The organism is Gleimia hominis, from assembly GCF_032085515.1.
Lineage (GTDB): Bacteria > Actinomycetota > Actinomycetes > Actinomycetales > Actinomycetaceae > Gleimia > Gleimia hominis.
In genome coordinates, this window is record NZ_JASXSX010000001.1 from 275,289 (window position 1) to 297,040 (window position 21,752).

Annotated in this window: 17 protein-coding genes; 14 read left to right on the plus strand and 3 right to left on the minus strand. The window is 58.4% G+C overall.

Annotated features, from left to right (window positions below; all coding sequences use genetic code 11):
- Positions 1-40: 40 nt before the first annotated feature.
- Complete coding sequence (hemB, locus tag QS713_RS01235) at positions 41-1,033, plus strand: porphobilinogen synthase (protein ID WP_313271791.1); 993 nt, start codon at positions 41-43, stop codon at positions 1,031-1,033.
- Between the two features lie 128 nt (positions 1,034-1,161).
- On the opposite strand, the gene QS713_RS01240 is transcribed toward hemB, so the two are convergent.
- Complete coding sequence (locus tag QS713_RS01240) at positions 1,162-2,490, minus strand: GntP family permease (RefSeq protein WP_313271793.1); 1,329 nt, start codon at positions 2,488-2,490, stop codon at positions 1,162-1,164.
- A gap of 160 nt (positions 2,491-2,650) precedes the next feature.
- A complete protein-coding gene (locus QS713_RS01245) occupies positions 2,651-3,163 on the minus strand; it encodes a gluconokinase (RefSeq protein WP_313271795.1) in 513 nt (170 codons plus the stop codon).
- 168 nt (positions 3,164-3,331) lie between these two features.
- Between QS713_RS01245 and QS713_RS01250 the strand changes: the two genes are divergently transcribed.
- Positions 3,332-4,039: a FadR/GntR family transcriptional regulator gene (locus tag QS713_RS01250; RefSeq protein WP_313271797.1), complete on the plus strand. Its 708-nt coding sequence runs from the start codon at positions 3,332-3,334 to the stop codon at positions 4,037-4,039.
- Positions 4,040-4,158: 119 nt separating this feature from the next.
- Here QS713_RS01250 and brnQ read toward each other — a convergent pair whose 3' ends face one another.
- Positions 4,159-5,562: a branched-chain amino acid transport system II carrier protein gene (gene brnQ / locus QS713_RS01255; protein ID WP_313271798.1), complete on the minus strand. Its 1,404-nt coding sequence runs from the start codon at positions 5,560-5,562 to the stop codon at positions 4,159-4,161.
- Between the two features lie 136 nt (positions 5,563-5,698).
- Between brnQ and QS713_RS01260 the strand changes: the two genes are divergently transcribed.
- The 12 genes from QS713_RS01260 to QS713_RS01315 all read left to right on the plus strand — a co-directional run bounded on the left by QS713_RS01260 (position 5,699) and on the right by QS713_RS01315 (position 21,685).
- Complete coding sequence (locus tag QS713_RS01260) at positions 5,699-6,511, plus strand: class I SAM-dependent methyltransferase (protein ID WP_313271800.1); 813 nt, start codon at positions 5,699-5,701, stop codon at positions 6,509-6,511.
- Between the two features lie 128 nt (positions 6,512-6,639).
- Entirely contained in the window at positions 6,640-8,031 is a 1,392-nt protein-coding gene (gene hemL, locus QS713_RS01265; RefSeq protein WP_313271802.1) for a glutamate-1-semialdehyde 2,1-aminomutase, read from the plus strand.
- Between the two features lie 133 nt (positions 8,032-8,164).
- Positions 8,165-9,715 (plus strand): Re/Si-specific NAD(P)(+) transhydrogenase subunit alpha, encoded by a 1,551-nt coding sequence (locus QS713_RS01270; protein ID WP_313271804.1) that lies wholly within the window; start codon positions 8,165-8,167, stop codon positions 9,713-9,715.
- Between the two features lie 5 nt (positions 9,716-9,720).
- The gene (pntB, locus tag QS713_RS01275) at positions 9,721-11,142 is read left to right on the plus strand and encodes a Re/Si-specific NAD(P)(+) transhydrogenase subunit beta (protein WP_313271806.1); all 1,422 of its coding nucleotides are present in this window, start codon (positions 9,721-9,723) and stop codon (positions 11,140-11,142) included.
- Positions 11,143-11,346: 204 nt separating this feature from the next.
- Positions 11,347-12,978 carry a peptide ABC transporter substrate-binding protein gene (locus tag QS713_RS01280; RefSeq protein ID WP_313271808.1) on the plus strand — a complete coding sequence of 544 codons (1,632 nt, stop codon included), beginning with the start codon at positions 11,347-11,349 and terminating at the stop codon, positions 12,976-12,978.
- A 107-nt stretch (positions 12,979-13,085) separates the two neighbouring features.
- Positions 13,086-14,012, plus strand: coding sequence for an ABC transporter permease (locus QS713_RS01285; RefSeq protein ID WP_313271811.1), 927 nt, complete (start codon positions 13,086-13,088; stop codon positions 14,010-14,012).
- Positions 14,013-14,029: 17 nt separating this feature from the next.
- Complete coding sequence (locus tag QS713_RS01290; RefSeq protein WP_313271813.1) at positions 14,030-14,983, plus strand: ABC transporter permease; 954 nt, start codon at positions 14,030-14,032, stop codon at positions 14,981-14,983.
- On the plus strand, positions 14,980-16,650 hold the full coding sequence (locus QS713_RS01295; RefSeq protein WP_313271815.1) for a dipeptide ABC transporter ATP-binding protein: 1,671 nt from the start codon (positions 14,980-14,982) through the stop codon (positions 16,648-16,650). Before QS713_RS01290 ends, QS713_RS01295 begins: the two co-directional genes overlap by 4 nt.
- 379 nt (positions 16,651-17,029) lie before the next feature.
- The gene (locus QS713_RS01300) at positions 17,030-18,661 is read left to right on the plus strand and encodes an L-lactate permease (RefSeq protein ID WP_313271816.1); all 1,632 of its coding nucleotides are present in this window, start codon (positions 17,030-17,032) and stop codon (positions 18,659-18,661) included.
- Between the two features lie 38 nt (positions 18,662-18,699).
- Positions 18,700-19,488, plus strand: coding sequence for a (Fe-S)-binding protein (locus tag QS713_RS01305; protein WP_313271818.1), 789 nt, complete (start codon positions 18,700-18,702; stop codon positions 19,486-19,488).
- A 5-nt stretch (positions 19,489-19,493) separates the two neighbouring features.
- Positions 19,494-21,026: a LutB/LldF family L-lactate oxidation iron-sulfur protein gene (locus tag QS713_RS01310; RefSeq protein ID WP_313271820.1), complete on the plus strand. Its 1,533-nt coding sequence runs from the start codon at positions 19,494-19,496 to the stop codon at positions 21,024-21,026.
- Positions 21,026-21,685: a LutC/YkgG family protein gene (locus QS713_RS01315; RefSeq protein WP_313271821.1), complete on the plus strand. Its 660-nt coding sequence runs from the start codon at positions 21,026-21,028 to the stop codon at positions 21,683-21,685. Before QS713_RS01310 ends, QS713_RS01315 begins: the two co-directional genes overlap by 1 nt.
- The last annotated feature ends 67 nt before the right edge of the window (positions 21,686-21,752 follow it).

Here is a 21,752-nt window from a genome sequence, read left to right on the forward strand (position 1 = left end):
TCGGAAGGTGGCTGCAGATTGGTAGTTGGGAAGGAACATTATGATTGAGAAACCGTTTTTTAGGCCTCGTCGCCTGCGGACGACTGCGGCGATGCGCGCGCTGGTGCGAGAAACCCGGGTGCATCCGCGGCAGCTGATTTTACCCGCTTTTATTCGCGATGGGATCAAAGAGGCGAATCCGATTGCGTCCATGCCCGGGCAGTTTCAGCACACGGAAGCTTCCCTGAGGAAGTTGGCGCGCCGCTGCGTTGACGCGGGTATCGGTGGGATTGACCTGTTTGGCGTGCCACTGGATGCGGATAAGGATGCGCGTGGGTCCGTGGCGTGGGCCGATGATGGCGTGTTGAACCGCGGGTTAGCGGCGGTGCGGGACGAGGTGGGCGATGACCTCGTGGTGGTTGCGGACACGTGTTTAGATGAGTTCACGTCCCACGGCCACTGTGGGGTGCTCACTGATGATGGTCGGGTGGATAACGACGCAACCTTAGAACTGTATGCTCAGATGGCGGTGGCGCAGGCGCGTGCGGGTGCGCACGTAGTGTCCCCTTCGGGCATGATGGATGGGCAAATCCGGGTTATCCGCCACGCGCTTGATGACGCGGGTTTTGAAGAGGTTGCGATCTTGGCTTATTCCGCGAAGTATGCGTCCGCGTATTTTGGTCCGTTCCGCGACGCCGTGGGGTCGGGTTTGCAAGGTGACCGCAAGACATACCAGCAGGATCCTGCGAATAGGCGTGAGGGAATGCGCGAAACCTTGCTGGATCTGGCTGAAGGCGCAGACATGGTGATGGTGAAGCCGGCGGCATCGTACCTGGATGTGGTTGCTGACGTGGCTGCGAAGTCGCAGGTGCCTGTCGCGGCTTACCAGGTCTCCGGTGAGTACGCGATGGTGGAGGCCGCTGCCAGTAACGGGTGGTTGGATCGCGACCGGGTGATTGCAGAATCGATCACTGGGATCGTTAGGGCCGGCGCGGACATCGTGTTGACTTACTGGGCGTTAGACCCCGCGCTGCACGCGTTCATGCAGAACTAACCTCACCCGGGTAGTTCACCCCCACTAACGCGCCACGAATACGTGATAAATGTAGGCCCCTTAGGTGTAGCGGTATTTTCACCTAAGGGGCCTGTTCGCAAATAAGTTTTTGCGGCTTGAGGTGGTGGCTATATCACCACGGACAGGCCGAGCACGCACACGAGCCCAACTACGGAGAGCACGGTTTCCATGAGCGACCAGGTTTTGATGGTCTGCATGATGGTCATCCCGAAGTACTCTTTAACCAGCCAGAATCCGGCGTCGTTCAAGTGGGAGAAGAACACGGACCCAGCTCCGATGGCAAGCACCATGAGGGCGCAGTGCGTGGGTGACATGCCGGCGGTGAGGGGCACCATGATGCCGGATGCTGTCACTGTTGCCACGGTTGCCGAACCGGTTGCCAAACGGATCAGTACGGCCACTAACCAGCCGGCGAGCAGCGGGTTCAACGCCGCGCCGGTGAGCCCGTGGGCAATCACATCGCCAATTCCGGAGTCCACCAGGGTCTGTTTGAAACCACCGCCGGCAGCAACGATCAGGAGGATCGACGCAACGGAAGCGAGCGATTTACCCACCTGGCCGTTAATGAAGTCGCGCGTTCCCCCCTGCATGAATCCAAGTACGAACATGGCAACGATCGTGGTGATAAACAGGGCGCTGAGGGGGTGCCCAATGAACGCAACCGCCCGGCCCCACGCCTGCTCTTGCATGCCGAGTAAGTCCACTACGGAGCCGGCTAGCATCAGCACGACCGGGAGCAAGATCACGCTCATCGCCTGCCCGAACGAGGGTTTGCGTTTCAGCTCTTGCTCGGCGCCGCGTGCTTCCTCACCAATAACCGGAGTGTCCAGCGGCATCCGAGCCAGTACTTTGCCCAGCAGCGGGCCCGACACCACCACGGTAGGAACCGCAACCAGCAAACCGAGCCCAAGGGTTAACCCCAGGTTCGCGTTAAGAGCTGAGATCGCTACCAGGGGCCCCGGGTGCGGGGGGACGAACGCATGCAGGGTAGATAGGCCCGCGAGCGCAGGAATGCCCAATAAAATTACGGGTAGTTTAGACCGTTTTGCCGCGAACAAGACCACTGGAATCAAGATCACGACACCGACTTCGAAGAACATGGGGATCCCCACTACGAACGCAATCAGTGTGAGGGCCCACGGCAGTAGCTGCATCGGGGTTTTCCCCATGATCGTGTCTACGATAACGTCCGCCCCACCGGAGGCGAACAAGAGGGTGCCAATAATCGCCCCGAACGCGATCAGTAACCCAACGCCAGCTACAGTGGATCCCACACCTGCGGTGAACGAATCCCACGACTTATCGAACGGCACGCCCGCGCACACCGCCATGGTGAACGACCCCACCATGAGTGCGATAAACGGGTGGACCTTCCCCAGCGATATCAACAAAACAATGACGATAATGCCCGCCAAAGCAGCAAGTATCAAACTCATATTTTTAGCTTCTTTGCTCTACTTAACCCTGTTTGTTTAACCCTGTTTAATTAATTTGCCGCGATTACGTGGTGCGGCACTAGTTGCCTACTGCCCCGCATTTACCTAGCTCGCAGCCTTTTACTTAGTGCGCAGCCTTCGCCTAGTTCGCATCCTTTAACTAGTGCGCAGCCTGGAACTTTTCGATTGCGGCGATTGCCTGCTGGATTTCCGATTCTTTACTGCCGTCGACGTTCACCACTACGCCTCCCTCATCAGCCTCCAGGGGCTGAAGGGTTTCGAACTGGCTGCGCAGCAGTGAGGCGGGCATAAAGTGGTGCGGCCGCTCTTTCATCCGTTGCGCCAGAACCTCCTCGGTTCCCTCAAGGTGAATAAAGAATACGGGCACGTCGTCGCGCAACACGTCCCGATACGCACGTTTGAGCGCTGACGAAGACACGACGGTGGATTCGCCTGCCTCCGCCTTGTCTTTCATCCACGTGTTTATGGAACGTAACCACGGCCAGCGGTCCTCGTCATTTAAAGGTACGCCAGCGGACATTTTGTCAATATTTGCCTGAGGGTGGAACTCGTCTCCCTCTGCGAGCGTGTATCCCAGTTGATCGTGTATCGCCTCTGCAACAGTGGATTTGCCACTGCCAGCAACGCCCATCACAACTACGTGAATGCTCATGCGTTCTCCTTCAACTTCGTCGTCGGTCCGGTAGCCACACGTAGGCCGCCACACCCGTTAGGTAGCACCTATCGATCAAATCGTAGTACTTATTATAAGCATGAGGGGACAAAATACCACCCGCATATAGAAATATGTAAGAATTAGTGCGCGGGAGAGCGGGGAGCTATGTTGGACAATCAGCAGCAAAGAGAGGCATTACTGTACGAACGCATCTGCACCACCCTGGCTGTGGAAATCCTCGATGGCGACTGGCCCGAGAAAACCGCGTTCACGCTAGAAGAGATCCAGCACCGGTTTGGGATCTCCCGCACTGTGGCGCGCGAGGTTGCGAAACTACTCGAAGCGGTGAACGCCGTGACTGTTCGGCGTCGAGTCGGGCTGGTGCCCAACCCGGTGCAGCAGTGGGACGCGTTGAACACGCAGGTGATTCAGTGGAAGCTGGCCTCCACCCACCGCCAAGAACAACTGTTAGACCTCACCGAGCTGCGTTTAGCGATCGAACCGGCTGCCGCCGCATCGGCTGCGCAAGTGGCGCCTGCGCAAGTGCGCGCGCTGATGCCCGTGCTGGCGGCGCAGCTGCGCCGCACCGGGGAAGCCGGCGAGCTCGACGAGTTCCACGTGCTCGACATCCAGTTCCACACCACCTTGCTGCGCCACTCTGGGAACGAACTGTTCTCTGCTTTCGCCGACGTCGTGGCCACCGTTTTGCGCGGCCGGGTGGAACTACACATGTACCCGCAGCGTCCAAAACCGGAAGCTCTAGATGCGCATGAGGCCGTGGTCGCAGCCGTGTGGGAAGGTAAACCCGAGCAGGCGCGGATCGCAATGCGGCAAATAGTGGACGAGGTGGCGCACGCCCTGGACATACCCTAAAGGCCGGGGCTCGCTCGCTTGCCGCCCCGACCCTTAGGTACCTTGCGCACCGAGCATTGACTAGCCCCGTGCCTCAAGAGACTGCTCTATAGGCCCCGCGTTCCCTCTAGGAACCGCTCTTACAGTCCTCGCGCGCCTTCCAGGATCGCACCGTCAGATTCAGCCACGTCCTCAAACTCGTGCTTAATGCGCCCCTGGTACGCATCTAACACCATGCCGGCAATGAGCGCCACCAGCGCGGGCATAACCCAAGCCATCTGCACCTGCCCCAGCGGAAGCATGTCCAGGTAGTAGCGCAAGCCTTCGAAAGCTGGAAGCTCCGTTGAGTACAGGGCCTCAAACGCAGAAATGAAAAACGCTACCCAAGCGGGAAGGCGATACGCCCACTTCAACTTGCCCGGCACCGGAATGTCCACCAAGCACACCACAATCACGCAGATCGCAGCTGGGTAAATGAACTGGTTGAGGGGCGCAACAACCTTGAGGATTGCCTCCAGACCCATATTTGCCAACAAGAGGGAAACCGCAATGTGCACGGCAACCATCTGCTTGTACCCAACGCGGGGGAACAGAGTGCGGAAATACTGAACGGAAGCCCCCACCAAACCGACTGCGGTGGTAAGGCACGCGAGCAAGGCGATGAGCCCAAAAATCACTTGTCCACCGCGGCCGAATAAAGAAGACGCGGCGGTCGCGAGTGCTTGCGCCCCATTCGTCAGCCCCTGCCCGGCCACGCGGTTACCCAACAGGGTGAGCCCAATGTAAACGAGTGCCAGCAAGGTACCCGCGATCACTCCGGCTTTCGCAGTTCCCGCAAACACCTGCTGCTTCGTGTTGAAACCACGGTTGCGCAGCGAAACGATAATTACGATGCCGAACACGAACGAGGCGAGCGCATCCATCGTGAAGTAGCCTTCGATTATGCCGGTGGGCATCGGATTGTCCGCAAACTTAGCTGCCGGCGCCACCGCCGTGGACGGGAGCTTAAAGAACGCCGCCGAAATAAGTACGACCAGCAAAATCACCAGCGCAGGCGTCAGCCACGCTCCAATGCGTTCCAACAATTCCGTGGGGTTAAGCACCATGAGGGTCACCACCGCGAAAAACACGAGCGTGTACACCGCCAGGCCAACGGCATCCTCGGAAGTTATGTCCGACGGCTGCCCACCAGAAGTGAGCAGGGGTTTAACCGACATTTCGTAACTGACGGTTGCCACCCGCGGAATCGCGTAGAGCATGCCGGTCGACAAGAAAACCGTGACGGTAAAAACTAGCCCGGGCACTCGCCCAATCCGATTCGCAATCCCCGTAATCCCATCTTGTGACGTTGCCACCGCAATCATGCCCAGCACCGGCAGCAGCACGCCCGTGCACAGGAACCCAATCAGTGCCCACGACACGTTTGTCCCGGCGTCCACCCCGATCATAATGGGGAAAATCAAGTTACCAGCACCAAAGAACATGGCGAACAGCGCCAGGCCCGTGATGACTAACGTATAGGTTTTACTATCACGAAACTTCATTTGGGTACTCTCTTCTTCCAACCCGTTGATGGTTCCATGCATCGTACCAACTTCCCTGATTTGCCCCGCAAAGCGTCTCTAATACTGGTATTCTGTTGGATTACCTTCTTTTTTATGCTTTTTGAGGCACCGCGCTATGCTGATGGGCATGCGCATTCCCCCAGCTTTGCCACCCACCGAACCAGGCCGGCCGCACCCGGTGGGCGATAAGCAACCTTGGGACCGACACGCACCTCAAAACGCATTTGAACGCGCAACCGGTGAGTACGACCAGTACCGGCCCCGCTACCCGCAGTCCACTATCACTGCTCTCGCTAATCTCGCGGGCGACGGTGAGGTGTTGGACGTGGGGTGTGGCACGGGGATCCTCACGCGGCAGTTAATGGACGCAGCCCCAAACGCGCATGTAATAGGCGTGGAACCCGCTCGCGCGATGCGACAGCAAGCATTGGAACGGGGGGTGAACTGCATTGACGCGACCGCGGAAGACACCCACCAGCCTGCGGCAAGCATAGACCTGGTTACGTTCGCTCAGTCTTGGCACTGGGTCGACGCCCAGACCGCGAGCGCGGAACTGGCTCGGATCCTCAAACCAGACGGGGCCGTGGCGATACTTTTTAACCAGTTGGATGTGCGCGTCGAGTGGGTGCACCGCCTCACGCGGATTATGCGGTCGGGGGATGTGCACAGGCCAGACACGCCCCCGAAACTGGGCCCGCAGTTTACCCGCCCCGAACTGACGGTGGACACGTTCACTGTGCGGATGCTGCCAGAACAAATAATGGCGCTAGCCAGAACCCGCTCCAGCTACCTGCGGTCAACGCCACGCAACCGAGGGCGGATGCAAGACAACCTGCGCTGGTACTTGTTTGACCACCTGGGGTATGCCGCCGAACAAACCGTGACCCTGCCGTACTACGCACTCACGTGGACGGCGGGTTTGCTCTAAACGCCAGCTTCTGGCACCCACGCGTTTACTTGTGGGCAGCGGCGCGTTTGCGTCTGTGAGCGGCGCGTTTGCGGTAGCTTTTTTGGGTGTTTCTGCGGCAGGTGCGGCACCTACATTAGACTGATCCCATGGTTGAAACACATTTTGATTCGGACGAAACCCCCACTGCGTCGCCGCAGCTGTCGAACAAAGAACTGTTCGACGCCGCTAAAACTGTGATTCCCGGGGGTGTGGACTCCCCGGTTCGTGCCTACGGCAACGTGGGCGGTGTGCCGCGTTTCATTGAGTCCGCGGGGCAAGCCCTGGTCCGCGATGTGGAAGGGCAAATTTACGTAGACCTAGTTGGGTCGTGGGGGCCGGCTCTGCTGGGACACTGCCACCCAGAAGTAGTGGAGGCCGTGAAAAAAGCCGCCGAGGCAGGGTTGAGTTTTGGGGCGCCCACCGCCTCTGAAACCCGTTTGGCGCAGGCTGTGCAAGAGCGCGTTCCGTGCGCAGAAAAACTCCGGTTTGTTTCCACCGGTACGGAAGCGACGATGACGGCTATCCGCTTGGCGCGCGGCGCCACGAACCGCGACCTACTCGTAAAATTCGCTGGCTGCTACCACGGTCATTCAGATTCACTACTTGCCGAAGCGGGGTCCGGAGTGGCCACCGCAGGGCTGCCTGGTTCAGCTGGCGTCACCGAAGGCACTAGTAAAGATACAATCGTAATCCCCTACGGTGACACGGAGGCCCTGCGCGCGGTCTTTGAACAGCGCGGCAACGAAATAGCCGCGGTTATTACCGAAGCCGCGCCCGCGAACATGGGGGTCATTACCCCACCTGAGGGTTTCAACCAGGCGATCCGCGAAATCACCTCCGAGCACGGGGCCCTCATGATTTTTGACGAGGTCCTAACTGGCTTCCGCGTCTCCCCCTCCGGATACTGGGGGTACGAAGCGCTGGGTGAGAAAGCGGCGACAAACCCCTCCTGCTCAATCGCGGCGTACACGCCGGACATCTTCACGTTCGGCAAAGTGATTGGCGGCGGAATGCCCCTGGCCGCCGTGGGTGGGCGCGCAGAATACATGGATTTACTCGCTCCCCTCGGACCCGTATACCAGGCCGGTACCCTGTCGGGCAACCCCCTGGCGACCGCGGCGGGGCTCGCCACGTTAGAGCTAGCCACCCCCCTCATGTACGAACGGATAAACTCCGTCTCTTCCGTGCTGCGTTCGAACCTCGCGCAAACACTGCAAGCCGAAGGGGTCCCATTCGCAATCAATAACGCAGGGAACCTATTCTCCCTGTTCTTAGGGGAAGCCCCCGCAGAGCACGGCGTGCATAACTACGAGCAAGCCAAAGCGCAGAACACGGACGCGTATCGCGCGTTCTTCCACGCCATGCTCGACGAGGGCATCTACCTCCCACCCTCTCCGTTCGAAGCCTGGTTCGTGTCCAGTGCGCACACGGACGAGAACGTGGGGGCGATCCTAGACGCGTTCGGCCCGGCAGCTCGCGCCGCCGCGCAAGCACTATAAGCACTACCCGGGGGCCATAAGACCACGCGAATGCGGGTTTAGATTTATGCTGATTTAGGATTGATATTCGTATATCCTCCAATTGTTTACAAGATCAATTGTTAACAAAATGTGAAACTTCGAAGGAGACGTCGTGCGCATAGGTGTGCCCAATGAGGGGACGGAGCGTCGTTTAGTTGCGTCCACACCCAAATCGGTGGGGAACCTAATTAAGTTAGGTTACGAAGTGACGGTGGAATCCGGGGCTGGGGAGTGTTCCCACTACCCGGATTACCAGTTTGAGGACGCGGGCGCGCACATCGGTGATGCCCCCTCCGCATGGGGGGCAGACATCGTCCTCTCCGTTGGCACGCCCACCACCGAGCAGTTGGACCTCATGAAAGAAGGGGCCACGCTGGTCGCCCAACTTGCCCCCGCCCGAAATAGCGACCTGCTGGAAACCCTGGCGGAACGCAAGATCACTGCGCTGGCAATGGATACGGTGCCACGCATTTCGCGGGCCCAGTCGATGGACGTTCTGTCGTCCCAAGCGAACGTGGCGGGTTACCGGGCAGTTATCGAAGCCGCGAGCGTTTTCGGCCACCTGTTCACCGGGCAGGTCACGGCAGCTGGGAAGATGCCCCCGGCACGGGTATACGTGATCGGTGCGGGCGTGGCTGGTCTGGCGGCAATCGGCACCGCTAACTCAATGGGCGCGCAGGTGTACGCCACTGACGTGCGCCCGGAAGTGGCGGAACAAGTCGAATCCATGGGCGCAACATTCGTGCCGATTCCCGTGGCGCAGCAAGAATCTACAGATGGGTATGCTAAAGAACTGTCCCAAGATGATTTGGATGCGGCGCAGAAACTGTACACGCAGCAGGCGGCGCAGGCAGACATTGTGATCACCACGGCGAACGTGCCGGGCCGCAAATCTCCCGTGCTGCTCACCCGCAGCGCAGTGGAGCAGATGAAACCCGGGAGCGTCATCGTCGATATGGCGGCGGCAAACGGGGGTAACTGCGAACTCACCGAAGCCGGAAGAGTTACCACCACGGAAGGCGGGGTGCTGGTCGTCGGCTACACGGACCTGCCCGCTCGCCTCCCCGCACAATCCTCCCAGTTGTATGGGCAGAACGTGCTGAACCTGTTGAAACTACTCACTCCCAATAAGGATGGGCAGCTGAACTTAGATTTGGATGACGAGGTGGTGCGCGCCATTACCGTTACGCACGGCCAGGACATCCTGTGGCCACCGCCGCCCATCAAAGTGTCTGCGGCCCGCCCGGCTCCGGCTGCGAAACCAGATCCGGCGGCAGAGGCAAAGCAGAAAGCTGAACAGTCCCGTAAGGCAGCTGCGAAGAAACGCCACCGGATTCTTGGCGGTGGCCTCGCTGCCCTGGTGCTGGCCGCGCTCGTGCTCGCCTCCCCCACCGCAGTTATTGGCCACTACATGGTGCTCGCACTCGCGGTGGTGGTTGGGTTCTACGTGATCACAAACGTCACGCACTCACTGCACACGCCCCTCATGTCTGTTACGAACGCGATCTCTGGGATCATCCTGGTGGGCGCTATTTTGCAAGTCGGCTCCGCAAACCTCCTGGTGTCTGCCCTGTCGGTAGTTGCCATCATGGTTGCGTCCATTAACATCTTCGGCGGATTCACGGTCACCCACCGGATGCTCGCCATGTTCAAGAAGGATTAGGCCCCATGCTCGGAATTGGATTGAACTCGATTGTTGCACTGGCCTACATTGCGGCCGCACTACTATTTATTTACGCGCTAGCGGGCCTGTCTAACCAAGAGACCGCGCAAAAAGGTAACAACGCCGGCGTAATCGGAATGACCATCGCGGTGGCCGCCACAATCGCGCTGGCGCTAACCTCGCATCCAGACCGGGGCGTACTAGTTACCGCGATTTTGATTGCCGTCGCGATGGCGGCGGGCGCGGTAATCGGCATTATCCGCGCCAAACGGGTTGAGATGACGGGGATGCCCGAACTCATCGCGCTGCTGCACTCATTCGTTGGCCTTGCCGCAGTGCTCGTTGGGTACAACTCTTATTTGGCGCCAGACCGGGCGTCCGCTGCCCTGGGTGGCTTCCACCTAGGGGAAGTGTTCCTGGGGGTCTTTATTGGTGCCGTCACGTTCACCGGCTCTATCATCGCGTACCTGAAACTATCTGGGAAGATGAAGGGCGCGCCCCTGACTCTGCCGGGGCGGAACTTGCTGAACCTCGCGGCGATCATCATCTCGGTCGTGCTGATGGTGTTCTTTGTGCGCCAAGACGGCGTAACCGGTTTGGGAATCACCCTGCTGGTAGTTATGACGATAATCGCGCTTGCGCTCGGCTTGCACCTAGTGGCAGCTATCGGCGGTGGGGACATGCCGGTGGTTGTGTCGATGCTGAACTCGTACTCCGGGTGGGCTGCCGCGGCCGCCGGGTTCATGCTGGGCAATGACCTGCTGATCATCACGGGGGCCCTGGTTGGTTCCTCGGGTGCGTACCTGTCTTACATCATGTGTAAAGCAATGAACCGCTCGTTCGTGTCCGTCATTTTAGGTGGGTTTGGTTCCGATGGCGCAGTCGCATCCAAAGATGAGGAACAGGGTGAATACCGCGAGATCACAGCGAGTGAAACCGCGCAACTACTGAAGGACGCCTCGAAGGTCATGATCACCCCCGGTTACGGCATGGCGGTGGCGCAGGCACAGTACCCCGTTGCAGATCTGACGAAGCGTTTGCGCGCATCCGGGGTGGACGTGGAGTTTGGGATCCACCCGGTAGCTGGGCGCCTGCCTGGACATATGAACGTGCTTTTGGCGGAAGCGAAAGTACCGTACGACATCGTTAAAGAAATGGATGAGGTTAACGACGACTTCGGTGACGTCGACGTCGTACTCGTGATCGGCGCAAACGACACGGTTAACCCCGCTGCGGAAGAACCGGGCTCCCCAATTGCGGGAATGCCGGTGCTGCGCGTGTGGGAGGCCGCGAACGTGGTCGTATTTAAACGCTCCATGGCTACCGGTTACGCCGGCGTGCAGAACCCACTGTTCTTTAAAGACAACACCCAGATGCTGTTCGGCGACGCAAAGGCTTCGGTGGAGGCAATAATTTCCGCACTGTAGCCAGCGCGTTCACTCCACTCGCTAGATGGTGACCAGCGCCGGATTATGGGGGCATAATATTCCGCAACTCACACGGTTATATCATTTCGCTGGACGTTTTCTTCTCACTTAGTAAGACTTCTTTCTGAGGGCAATATCGCTTTGGTAGAGTCCACAGTTACACAACGACCTATCCCCAACAGTTGTGCGAATGAAGGAAGAATTATGACCCTGAAGAAGATAGCAGCAGTGGCTGCTACGGCCGCTCTGGCCCTCACAACCGCGGCATGCGGGTCCGGTGACAGCAGCGGATCTGGCGACTCGGGAGCAACCGGTGGTTCCAACTACGTGACCTTGAACGGGACGGAACCGCAGAGCTTACTGATCCCCTCCGCAACTAACGAAGTGGGTGGCGGACGAATTATCGACATGGTGTTCGCAGGCTTGGTCTACTACGACCAAAAAGGCGAGTCACACAACGAGATTGCTGAGTCAATTGACGCGAACGACGACTCCACAAAGTTCGACATTAAGCTCAAGAAGGGCCTGAAGTTCTCCGACGACACGGAAGTGAAGGCCGACAACTTCATTAAAGCTTGGAATGACGCAGGTAAGCTGTCGAATGCACGCCTATCTGGCGCATTCATGGAACCGATCAAAGGGTACTCCGACAAAGAGGATTCCGAACTGACCGGGTTGAAGAAGGTGGACAATTACCACTTCACCGTGGAACTAAACCAACCGACTGCCGACTTCCCACTGCGCTTAGGCTACTCCGCGTTCGCTCCCCTACCTGATTCCGCGTTCGACAACGACGGCAAGGTAACGGACGAGTTCGGGGAGAATCCCGTTGGGTACGGACCCTACAAAATGAAAGAAGAGGGCGCTTGGGAGCACAACGTGCAAGCCACCCTGGTGCCGAACCCGAACTATGAGGGCGACCGGAAACCTCAAAACGATGGGCTCGTGTACAAGTTCTACACAAAAATGAACGCAGCGTACGCGGACGTGCTGGCCGATAACTTAGACGTGTTAGACGAAGTGGACGAATCCGCATTCTCCACCTACGAACAGGACGTGGCAGGCCGATTCTTCAACGAACCAGTGGCCCGGTCAGACAGCTTCGCAATCCCCTACATTGAGCACTTCCAAAACGATGAGGAAGGCCAGTTGCGGCGGCAAGCAATCTCCATGGCGATTGACCGCGACGAAATTACGACGAAAGTGTTCCACAAGACCCGCACGCCCGCCAAAGACTTCTCCGCACCCGTTATTAACGGTTACACGGACAAGTTGAAGGGCAATGAGGTCTTGGAGTTCAACCCCGAAAAGGCGAAAGAACTGTGGCAGAAGGCCGATGAGATCTCGAAGTTCTCCGGAACCCTTGAGATCGCCTACAATGCCGACGGCGGCCACCAAGGCTGGGTAGACGCGGTGTCCAACTCGATTAAGAACACGTTGGGCATCAACGCGCAAGGCAAGTCTTACCCAGATTTCAAGTCGCTGCGCACCGAGATCACGGACCGCACCATTAAGACCGCGTTCCGCACCGGGTGGCAGGCAGACTACCCAGCTTTGTCCAACTTCCTCACGCCTATTTTCAAAACTAACGGCAGTGCGAACGACGTGGACTACTCCAACCCGGATTTCGACAAGCTGTTGAACGAAGGTGACTCTTCCACTTCTGTTGACGAGGCGAACGAGCACTACCAGAAGGCGCAGGAGATCTTGATGCAGGACCTACCTGTTATTCCCACGTGGTATCAGAACACGGTGGGCGCGTGGTCGAACAACGTCGACAACGTGGAGTTCAACTGGCAGGGCGTGCCGGAAGCTTACAAGATCGTGAAGAAATAGCGGTTCTGTACCGTCTTTAAACACTGGGGGCGGCCAACTTGGCTCTTGTGAGCGGGCCGCCCCCACGTGTACACATTTTTGTTTTCTATTTATTTAAAGGAAGTTCGATGCTGCGATATGTCGGCCGGCGCCTGCTGCAGATGATTCCTGTGTTCTTGGGCGCGACTTTCCTGATTTTCGCCATGGTGTATTTGATGCCTGGTGATCCGGTGGTTGCGCTCGGTGGGGACCGGGGGATGACCCCAGAAATGCGTGCAGAGATAGCGTCTAAGTTCAACCTGGATAAACCGTTCCTCGTGCGCTACCTGCTTTATTTGAAAGGCGTGGTGACGTTCGATTTCGGCACCACGTTTTCGGGCCGTTCCGTTAATGAAGTGATGGCGGGCGCGTTTCCCGTGACCGTGAAACTTGCGGTTATGGCCCTTATTTTTGAGGCTGTGCTCGGCATCGGGTTCGGCCTGATAGCTGGTTTGCGGCGCGGGGGCTTGTTTGATTCCACCGTCTTGGTGGTGTCGTTGTTCGTGATTTCTGTGCCCACGTTCGTAATCGGTTTCGTACTCCAGTTCGTGGTGGGGGTGCAGTGGAAGCTGCTACCCGCCACCGTTGGGCCAGATACGTCTTTTTACCGACTTTTAATGCCCGCGATCGTTTTGGGGGCGGTATCTTTTGCATATGTCTTGAGGCTCACGCGCCAGTCCGTGTCCGAGAACCTGTCGGCGGATTACGTGCGGACCGCACGGGCTAAAGGCATGAGCCGAGCTGCGGTTATGAACCGCCATATTTTACGTAACTCCCTGATTCCCGTGGTCACGTTCCTAGGTGGTGACCTGGGGGCGTTAATGGGAGGGGCGATTGTTACCGAAGGTATTTTCGCTATCAACGGTGTGGGTGGCACCATGTACCAGGCGATTGTGCGTGGGGAAGCCGCCACCGTGGTTTCGTTCACCACTGTGCTGGTGGTGGTTTACATTATTGCGAACCTCCTGGTTGACCTGTTGTACGCAGCCTTGGATCCACGGATCCGGTACTCCTAAGGAAGGGGATTTGAACAATGGCTGATTTCAAAACTGTTTTGCCGGGCCAGGAACACTACGTTAGCGATATTGACGAGACCGGCCTGGGGGCTGTGGACGCGGTTAGGGACGAGTCTGCACCATCGTCCATGTGGGGTGAGGCGTGGAAGTATTTGCGCCGCCGCCCCGTGTTCTGGGTGTCCGCAGCGATTATTGCGCTCGCGGTTGTAGTCAGTGCGTTCCCCAGTTTGTTCACGGGAACGGATCCGGCGCACTGTGAGCTCGCGAAGTCTTTAGCGACCCCGGAGTCTGGCCACTGGTTTGGTTTCGACCGGCAGGGCTGCGACGTGTATTCACGCACGATGTATGGTGCGCGCGCCTCCGTTACCGTGGGGGTACTAGCCACCGCGATCGCCGTGATCGTCGGCGTACTTTTCGGCGCGGTCGCCGGCTGGTTCGGTGGGGTCGTAGACACGATTCTGTCGCGTATCACCGACATTTTCTTCGCGATCCCATTTGTTCTGGCTGCGATCGTGGTGATGCAAATGTTCAAAGGCTCCCGCACGGTAGTGACCGTGGCCGTGGTGCTGGGAGCATTCGGGTGGACGCAGATCGCTCGGATTACCCGCGGGGCCGTTATGAGCATTAAGCAAAACGAGTACATAACCTCTGCGAAAGCACTGGGCAGACCCGGGTTCTCCACCCTCGTCGCACACGTCCTGCCCAACGCGGCGGCACCCATAATCGTGTACGCAACGGTTGCGCTTGGCACGTTCATTGTGGCCGAAGCAACCCTTTCCTTCCTCGGGATTGGACTGCCACCCGACGTGGTGTCTTGGGGGCATGACATAGACGCAGCCCAAGCTTCCCTGCGGACTCGTCCGATGGTGCTGTTCTACCCTGCGGGCGCATTGGCACTCACCGTTTTGAGTTTCATCATGATGGGCGACGTGGTGCGCGACGCTCTAGATCCGAAGGCGCGAAAGAAATGAAAGAACTGTTAAAAATAACGGATTTGGAAGTAGCTTTCCAATCTTCCACCGGCATGGTGCCAGCGGTCCGGAAGGCAAACCTCACGGTGTACCCCGGGCAGACAGTAGCGATCGTGGGTGAATCCGGTTCGGGTAAATCCACACTCGCCAGCTCCATTAACGGCCTCCTCCCCGGCACCGGGCAAGTAACGGGCGGATCCATCCGGTTCGATGGGCGCGAACTCGTTGGGCTTTCAGAGAAGGACCTGATTGAGCTGCGGGGCAGTCAGATCGGCATGGTACCTCAAGATCCCATGTCGAACCTGAACCCCGTGTGGCGAATCGGAACGCAAGTTAAAGAAACACTCACCGCAAACAACATTACAAAAGGTAGTGCCGCCCACGAGCGCGTTGCCGAACTGTTGGAACAAGCGGGGCTGCCAGATGCGAAAAGGCGGGCGAAACAGTACCCACACGAGTTTTCCGGCGGGATGCGCCAGCGGGCCCTGATCGCAATTGGCCTGGCGGCGCGGCCGAAACTGCTGATTGCGGACGAGCCCACATCCGCGCTGGACGTGACCGTGCAGCACCAGATTCTGGACCACTTGGAGCACTTGACGCACGAGCTTGGCACCGCGGTGTTGTTCATTACCCACGACTTGGGGTTGGCGGCAGAACGCGCTTCCCACCTGGTGGTGATGCACCGCGGCCGCGTCGTTGAATCGGGCCCGGCCCTACAGATTCTGCAGCAACCGCAGCATCCGTACACGCAGCGTTTAGTTGCCGCTGCCCCCTCCTTGGCATCGCAGCGGATCCAAGCGGCACTCAAGCAAGGGGAGACCTCAGACGAATTATTAAATAAAAGCGTAGAAGGTTACGACTACACGCGCGAAATAATTCGCGTTGAAAAACTCGTTAAAGACTTTGATGTGCGCGGCCAAAAGGGGGCGGCATCCAAACTGCGGGCAGTTGACAACGTGTCGTTTACCGTACGGCAAGGTACTACGCTCGCGCTAGTGGGTGAATCTGGGTCAGGTAAATCCACGGTGGCGAACATTATTTTGAACCTCCTCAACCCCACGTCTGGGAAAGTGTTCTACAAGGGCACGGACCTATCGACGGTGGGAGAAACGGAACTGTTAAAAATGCGTTCCAAAATGCAGGTGGTGTTCCAAAACCCCTACGGTTCACTGGACCCCACATTCTCCGTTTACCGCTGCATAGAAGAGCCTTTGCGGGTGCATAAGCGCGGGAATAAGAAAGCGCGGCAAGAACGCGTAGCTGAACTGTTGGATGCTGTTCAGCTTCCCCGGTCTGCGATGCGTCGCTACCCCGGGGAACTGTCGGGTGGGCAACGCCAACGCGTCGCAATCGCCCGGGCACTCGCCTTAGGCCCCGAGGTGATTGTGTTGGACGAAGCCGTGTCGGCCCTGGATGTGCTGGTGCAAGAGCAGATTCTGCAGCTGCTGTCGCGTCTGCAGACCGAACGGTTGCTGACGTACCTGTTCATCACCCACGACCTCGCGGTGGTGCGGCAAATGGCCGATGACGTGGTGGTGATGCAGCACGGCAGGGTCGTTGAGGCAAATAAGACTGATGAGCTGTTCAAAAACCCGCAGCGCGACTACACCGCTAACCTCATTAATGCGATTCCAGGTGGGTCAATCCGCCTGTGGGAGGGCAACTAATCGGGGCCGTGCTGAGCCCAGGTTCTCGGTGGTTTCTACCGCAGGCTTACGGTGGTTTTACCCGCGCCGGTAACACTAGCCTCTGTCGCACGCCTCCCCGGTCTCTCCCGCGGGAGTCCGTTGGCGTTTTCTGCGGGTGCGCACCGGTCTCTCCCGCGCGAATCCGTTGGCGTTTTCTGCGGGTGCGCACCGGTCTCTCCCCCGGGCTCAGGCCTGACAATTAGGCAACACAAGCGCTGCCAAATTGTCTAGGACGTTGAGCCCAGAACCCGCGGGTTATCGCGGTTTTCTGGTGTTACCTGGGCCATAGCATAGAGTTTTACGTAACGCGTTGCTTGTTGCAGCGAAGTTTCGATCAACGACGATAGAGGTCCGAGGTATGCCGGTTGCCGTAACTTTCACTCCGGGTGAGCACATTATTGGTGGTTCACTCTTCATAAGCGCGTTAGTGGGTTTGCTCCCGCTGCTCGTGTTCTTCATTCTCCTGGGTGTTTTTAAAGTTAAAACCCACTGGTGTGCACTCATTTCACTGGCGACCGCACTGGTGGTGGCCGTGATTGGGTTCAAAATGCCGGTTTCCCTGGCTTTACTTTCTGGTTCCCAGGGTCTGGCGTTTTCTTTTACTCCCATTTTGTACATCATCATCACTGCCGTTTGGCTTTATAACCTGTCTGAGGGCAGTGGCCGATCCGCGGACGTGCGCGCCGCGTTCAACGTGGTCGGAGCCGGAGACCGGCGGATCCAAGCGCTTTTGCTTGCGTTTAGTTTCTGCGGAATTCTTGAGGGCCTAGCGGGCTTCGGTGCGCCCGTCGCGATCGTGTGCGCAATGCTCGTGGCGATCGGGGTGGAACCCATCAAAGCGGCGGTCGTGACGATCACTGGTAACGCAATCAACGTTGGTTTCGGGGCCGTGGCCATCCCGGTTACTACCGCCGCGGGAATCGGGGAACAAAACCCCCTCGAGGTGGCCGCACAAATGGGAATCATCACCCCGTTCATCGCCGGGTTCGTCCCCCTGGGCCTGCTGGTACTTCTCGATGGGAAACGGGGTTTAAAGCAGCTTTGGCCCGTGGCGCTAGCATCCGGAATTGTGACGGCGCTGGGACACTGGGCGGTCGCCACCTACTTCTCGTATGAACTCACCGCGATCCTCGCCTCCCTCCTCGGGTTCGCCGCGGTCACCGGCTTGCTGCAAGTGTGGAAACCCACCACGCCCGAAACAGAACGCACGCAAACAGATGCAAAACTCACCGGCAAACGCGCTACCCTCGCGCTAATGCCGTACTGGCTGGTGGTGCTGGTATTCGGGGTGGCGAAACTTTGGACCATCGGCATCGACTTGCCGGCAGCGTTGAAAGCTACGGATATCAAGTTCGGCTGGCCCGGTTTGGACGGGCACCTGCTCACCGCAGATGGGGCGGTGAACCCCTCCACCCAGTTCTCCTTGGCGACACTGAGTTCACCCGGCACCCTCATTGCCCTCACCGCAATCGTCGTAACCTTCGTTTACGCCAAAACGGCGAACAAGCAGTTCCCATTCACGGTTGGGAAGGGCTTCAAAACCCTGGGCACCACCATTTATGGTCTGCGTATCGCGATCCTCACTATCGCCACGGTGATGATGCTGGCGTACGTCATGAACTTCTCTGGTCAGACAGGGGTTATTGGCGCGTGGATGTCCGGTGCGGGCGGCGCGTTCGTGCTCATCTCCCCCGTACTCGGGTGGATCGGCACCGCCGTAACTGGCTCCGCCACATCCGCTAACGCCCTGTTCGCCGACCTGCAAACCACTGCGGCACACACCGTTGGGGCGAACCCGTCCCTCCTGCTGTCCGCAAACACAATCGGTGGCGGGATCGGCAAGATCGTCTCCCCCCAGAACCTCGCGATCGCAGCTGGGGCGATTGACAAACCGAACTCCGAACCCGAACTGCTGCGCCGCCTCGCCCCCATCTCCGCGTTAATGCTCGTGGTGTTAGCGCTGCTGGTCGGCCTGCATCACATCATTTAGAACCTCCAGATAGTCAACCTTCTCGAAAGGAAAACGGTATGAAAATCGCACTCTTCGCAACGTGCGTTTCAGACGTCATGTTTCCGCAAGCCGCGCAGGCCACGGTGCATCTGCTGCGGCGTTTAGGGCACGACGTTTACTTCCCCGAGCAGCAAGGGTGCTGCGGCCAAATGCACATTAATACGGGGTATTACGACGAGGCCTTACCGCTCATCAAGAACCATGTGGACACGTTCAAACCCGTGCTTGACGGGCAGTGGGACGCGATCGTGGTTCCGTCTGGTTCGTGTACCGGTTCGATCCGCCACCAGCAGGCTCTGGTAGCGAATTCGCTTGAGGAACGCCGGCTCGCTAAAGACGCGCAGCGGATCGCGGACCTCACCTATGATCTTCCGGAACTGCTGATCGACGTGTTGGGCGTGGAGGATGTGGGCGCGTACTTCCCACACAAGGTCACGTATCACTCCACGTGCCACTCACTGCGGATCACGAAGCTGGGGGACAAACCTTACCGGCTGTTAAACAAGGTGGGTGGGTTAGAGCTTATAGACTTGCCGGACGCCAGTGCGTGCTGCGGTTTCGGGGGCACGTTCTCCCTCAAGAACCCGGATGTGTCTACCGCGATGCTGGCGAAAAAGATGGCGAATATTCAGTCTACGGGCGCGGAAATGGTGGTCGCGGGTGACTACTCGTGCCTCATGCATATTGGGGGCGGGCTTGCGCGCGCTAATGCGGGGATTCGTGCGATTCATATTGCGGAGGTACTGGCTCCCACTCAGGATGAGCCGTGGGCAGCTCCGGAGACGACAACGAAAGTGGGGGTATAACACCAATGTTGGTTGAACTATTGGCGCAAAAGCATTCTGGGAAGAAAACGGGCAGAGCGCATTCGTCTGAGCAGCCGCAGGCGTGGACACCGGGCGTGCCGATTCCGGATGACCCGCTGCGGTGGGGAGAGTACTTCGCGTCTTCGGCTAAACGGCAGATGCAGAACACGCAGTTGCGGCGCAATATCGGGCATGCGACTAACACGATTCGGAACAAGCGCGGTCAGCGCGTAGACGAAATGCCGGATTGGGAACAGTTGCGGTTGGCTGCGAGCGCGATTAAGCAGCGTACGCAGGCGATGCTGCCGGAGTTACTGGAGCAGTTCGAAGCGAACGTGAAGAAGAACGGAGGGATTGTCCACTGGGCGCGGGACGGTGAGGAAGCGTGCCGGATCGTGTCTGGGATCTTGCAGGATAAAGGCGTGGACGACGTGGTTAAGGTCAAGTCCATGGCAACGCAAGAGATTAACCTCAACGAGCATTTAGAGAAGCTGGGGATCAGCGCGTGGGAAACAGACCTGGCGGAAATGATTGTCCAGTTGGGTGAGGACATGCCGTCGCACGTGGTGGTTCCAGCGATTCACCGTAACCGCGCGGAAGTGCGAGAAATTTTTAAAGCAAAAATGCGGAATATTCCGAGTGATATTTCGGCGCAGCCACGCGAGTTGACGATGGCGGCGCGCGCGCACTTGCGGCAGAAGTTCTTGGATGCGAAAGTGTCCATTTCGGGTGCGAACATGGGGATTGCGCAGACGGGTACCCTGTCGGTTTTTGAGTCTGAGGGTAACGGCCGGATGTGTTTAACTCTGCCCGAAACGCTGATTACCGTGATGGGGATTGAGAAGCTGGTGCCGTCTTATCGTGATTATGAGGTGTTCACCCAGCTTCTGCCTCGTTCGGCGACGGGTGAGCGGATGAATCCGTACACGTCGATGTGGACGGGGGTGCATGAGGGGGATGGGCCAAAAGAGTTCCACTTGATCCTCATGGATAATGGTCGCTCACGAGTGTTGGCGGACGAGGTGGGGCACGAGGCTCTGTCGTGTATCCGCTGCGGCGCGTGCTTGAATATTTGCCCGGTGTACGAGGAAGTTGGGGGCCACGCCTACAACTCGGTGTACCCGGGGCCGATTGGGATTTCACTTACCCCGCAGATGGTGGATGGGTTCGACCATTCGGATCCGGATTCAACCCTGCCGTTCGCATGTTCACTGTGTAACGCGTGCGCGGATGCGTGCCCGGTCCATATTGACTTGCCGGGCATTATTGTCGAGAACCGGCGTAAGTACCAGGATGCGGGTCGCAAGGGGATCCCTTCGGGTTGGGATTTGGCGATGCGGGCAGCGTCGCAGGTGATGCGCAGCGGGAAGCGGATGGAAACCGCTGGGAACGCAGCTTCGCTGGGCAACATTTTGGGTGGTAGGGCCGGTAAGATCGGTCCGCTCCCCCTGCCGGTGGTGTCCACTTGGACGCGTTCGCACGATATTCCGGTGCCGCCGAAACAGACGTTCCGTTCGTGGTGGAAGGAGCAGAACTAATGCGGACTATGGCTGAGGATAATGTTGCGAAAGCAGAGGTTTTAAGGCGGGTACGCCACGCACTGCGGGATAATCCGATTAAGCCCGTGCAGGTACCTCGGGATTATATTCAGGAGGGGGAGGACGCGCCTGGTTCCGACCCGGTGATTGACGTGTTTGTAAAGGCGTTGGAGGATTACAACGCGCACGTGCAGATTACGGACGAGAAGGGTGTGCCTGCTGCTATTCGGAAGGCGCTTGAGGGGGTGGCTACTGCGGTGATTCCACGTGGGTTACCCCAAGAGTGGCGCCCTGGTTTGGACGCGGTGACGGTGACGGTTGAGCAGCCGGACGCACCGCTCACGAACCATCAGCTGGATCAGATTGACGCGGTCGTCACGGCGTCGCGGTGCGCGGTGTCGCACACGGGGACGATCATGTTGGATGGCACGGAAGATCAGGGTCGGCGGGCCCTCACGCTCGTGCCGGACACGCACGTGGTGGTGGTGCGTGGGGACCATGTGTTCCCCACGGTCCCTCAGGCGGTGAAACTGCTCGGGGAGCATCCGACGCGTCCAACTACGTGGGTGGCGGGCCCGTCTGCCACCTCGGACATTGAGCTGATCCGTGTGAACGGGGTTCATGGGCCACGGAACCTGCACGTGGTGATAGTCCGCTAGATTCAGGTTGTGCCACCGGCGCGTTACACTGAAGGCGCGCCGGTGGTTTTACCCACTTCCTGGGCGC

Excerpts from the sequence above, each read along its gene's own strand:
- QS713_RS01245 (WP_313271795.1), bottom strand. The coding sequence starts at position 3,163 with ATGAGCATTCACGTAGTTGTGATGGGCGTTGCTGGCAGTGGCAAATCC.
- QS713_RS01300 (WP_313271816.1), top strand. The coding sequence starts at position 17,030 with ATGCCGGTTGCCGTAACTTTCACTCCGGGTGAGCACATTATTGGTGGT.
- QS713_RS01285 (WP_313271811.1), top strand. The coding sequence starts at position 13,086 with ATGCTGCGATATGTCGGCCGGCGCCTGCTGCAGATGATTCCTGTGTTC.
- hemB (WP_313271791.1), top strand. The coding sequence starts at position 41 with ATGATTGAGAAACCGTTTTTTAGGCCTCGTCGCCTGCGGACGACTGCG.
- QS713_RS01250 (WP_313271797.1), top strand. The coding sequence starts at position 3,332 with ATGTTGGACAATCAGCAGCAAAGAGAGGCATTACTGTACGAACGCATC.
- QS713_RS01240 (WP_313271793.1), bottom strand. The coding sequence starts at position 2,490 with ATGAGTTTGATACTTGCTGCTTTGGCGGGCATTATCGTCATTGTTTTG.
- QS713_RS01295 (WP_313271815.1), top strand. The coding sequence starts at position 14,980 with ATGAAAGAACTGTTAAAAATAACGGATTTGGAAGTAGCTTTCCAATCT.
- pntB (WP_313271806.1), top strand. The coding sequence starts at position 9,721 with ATGCTCGGAATTGGATTGAACTCGATTGTTGCACTGGCCTACATTGCG.
- QS713_RS01310 (WP_313271820.1), top strand. The coding sequence starts at position 19,494 with ATGTTGGTTGAACTATTGGCGCAAAAGCATTCTGGGAAGAAAACGGGC.
- QS713_RS01260 (WP_313271800.1), top strand. The coding sequence starts at position 5,699 with ATGCTGATGGGCATGCGCATTCCCCCAGCTTTGCCACCCACCGAACCA.
- hemL (WP_313271802.1), top strand. The coding sequence starts at position 6,640 with ATGGTTGAAACACATTTTGATTCGGACGAAACCCCCACTGCGTCGCCG.
- brnQ (WP_313271798.1), bottom strand. The coding sequence starts at position 5,562 with ATGAAGTTTCGTGATAGTAAAACCTATACGTTAGTCATCACGGGCCTG.
- QS713_RS01280 (WP_313271808.1), top strand. The coding sequence starts at position 11,347 with ATGACCCTGAAGAAGATAGCAGCAGTGGCTGCTACGGCCGCTCTGGCC.
- QS713_RS01305 (WP_313271818.1), top strand. The coding sequence starts at position 18,700 with ATGAAAATCGCACTCTTCGCAACGTGCGTTTCAGACGTCATGTTTCCG.
- QS713_RS01315 (WP_313271821.1), top strand. The coding sequence starts at position 21,026 with ATGCGGACTATGGCTGAGGATAATGTTGCGAAAGCAGAGGTTTTAAGG.
- QS713_RS01290 (WP_313271813.1), top strand. The coding sequence starts at position 14,030 with ATGGCTGATTTCAAAACTGTTTTGCCGGGCCAGGAACACTACGTTAGC.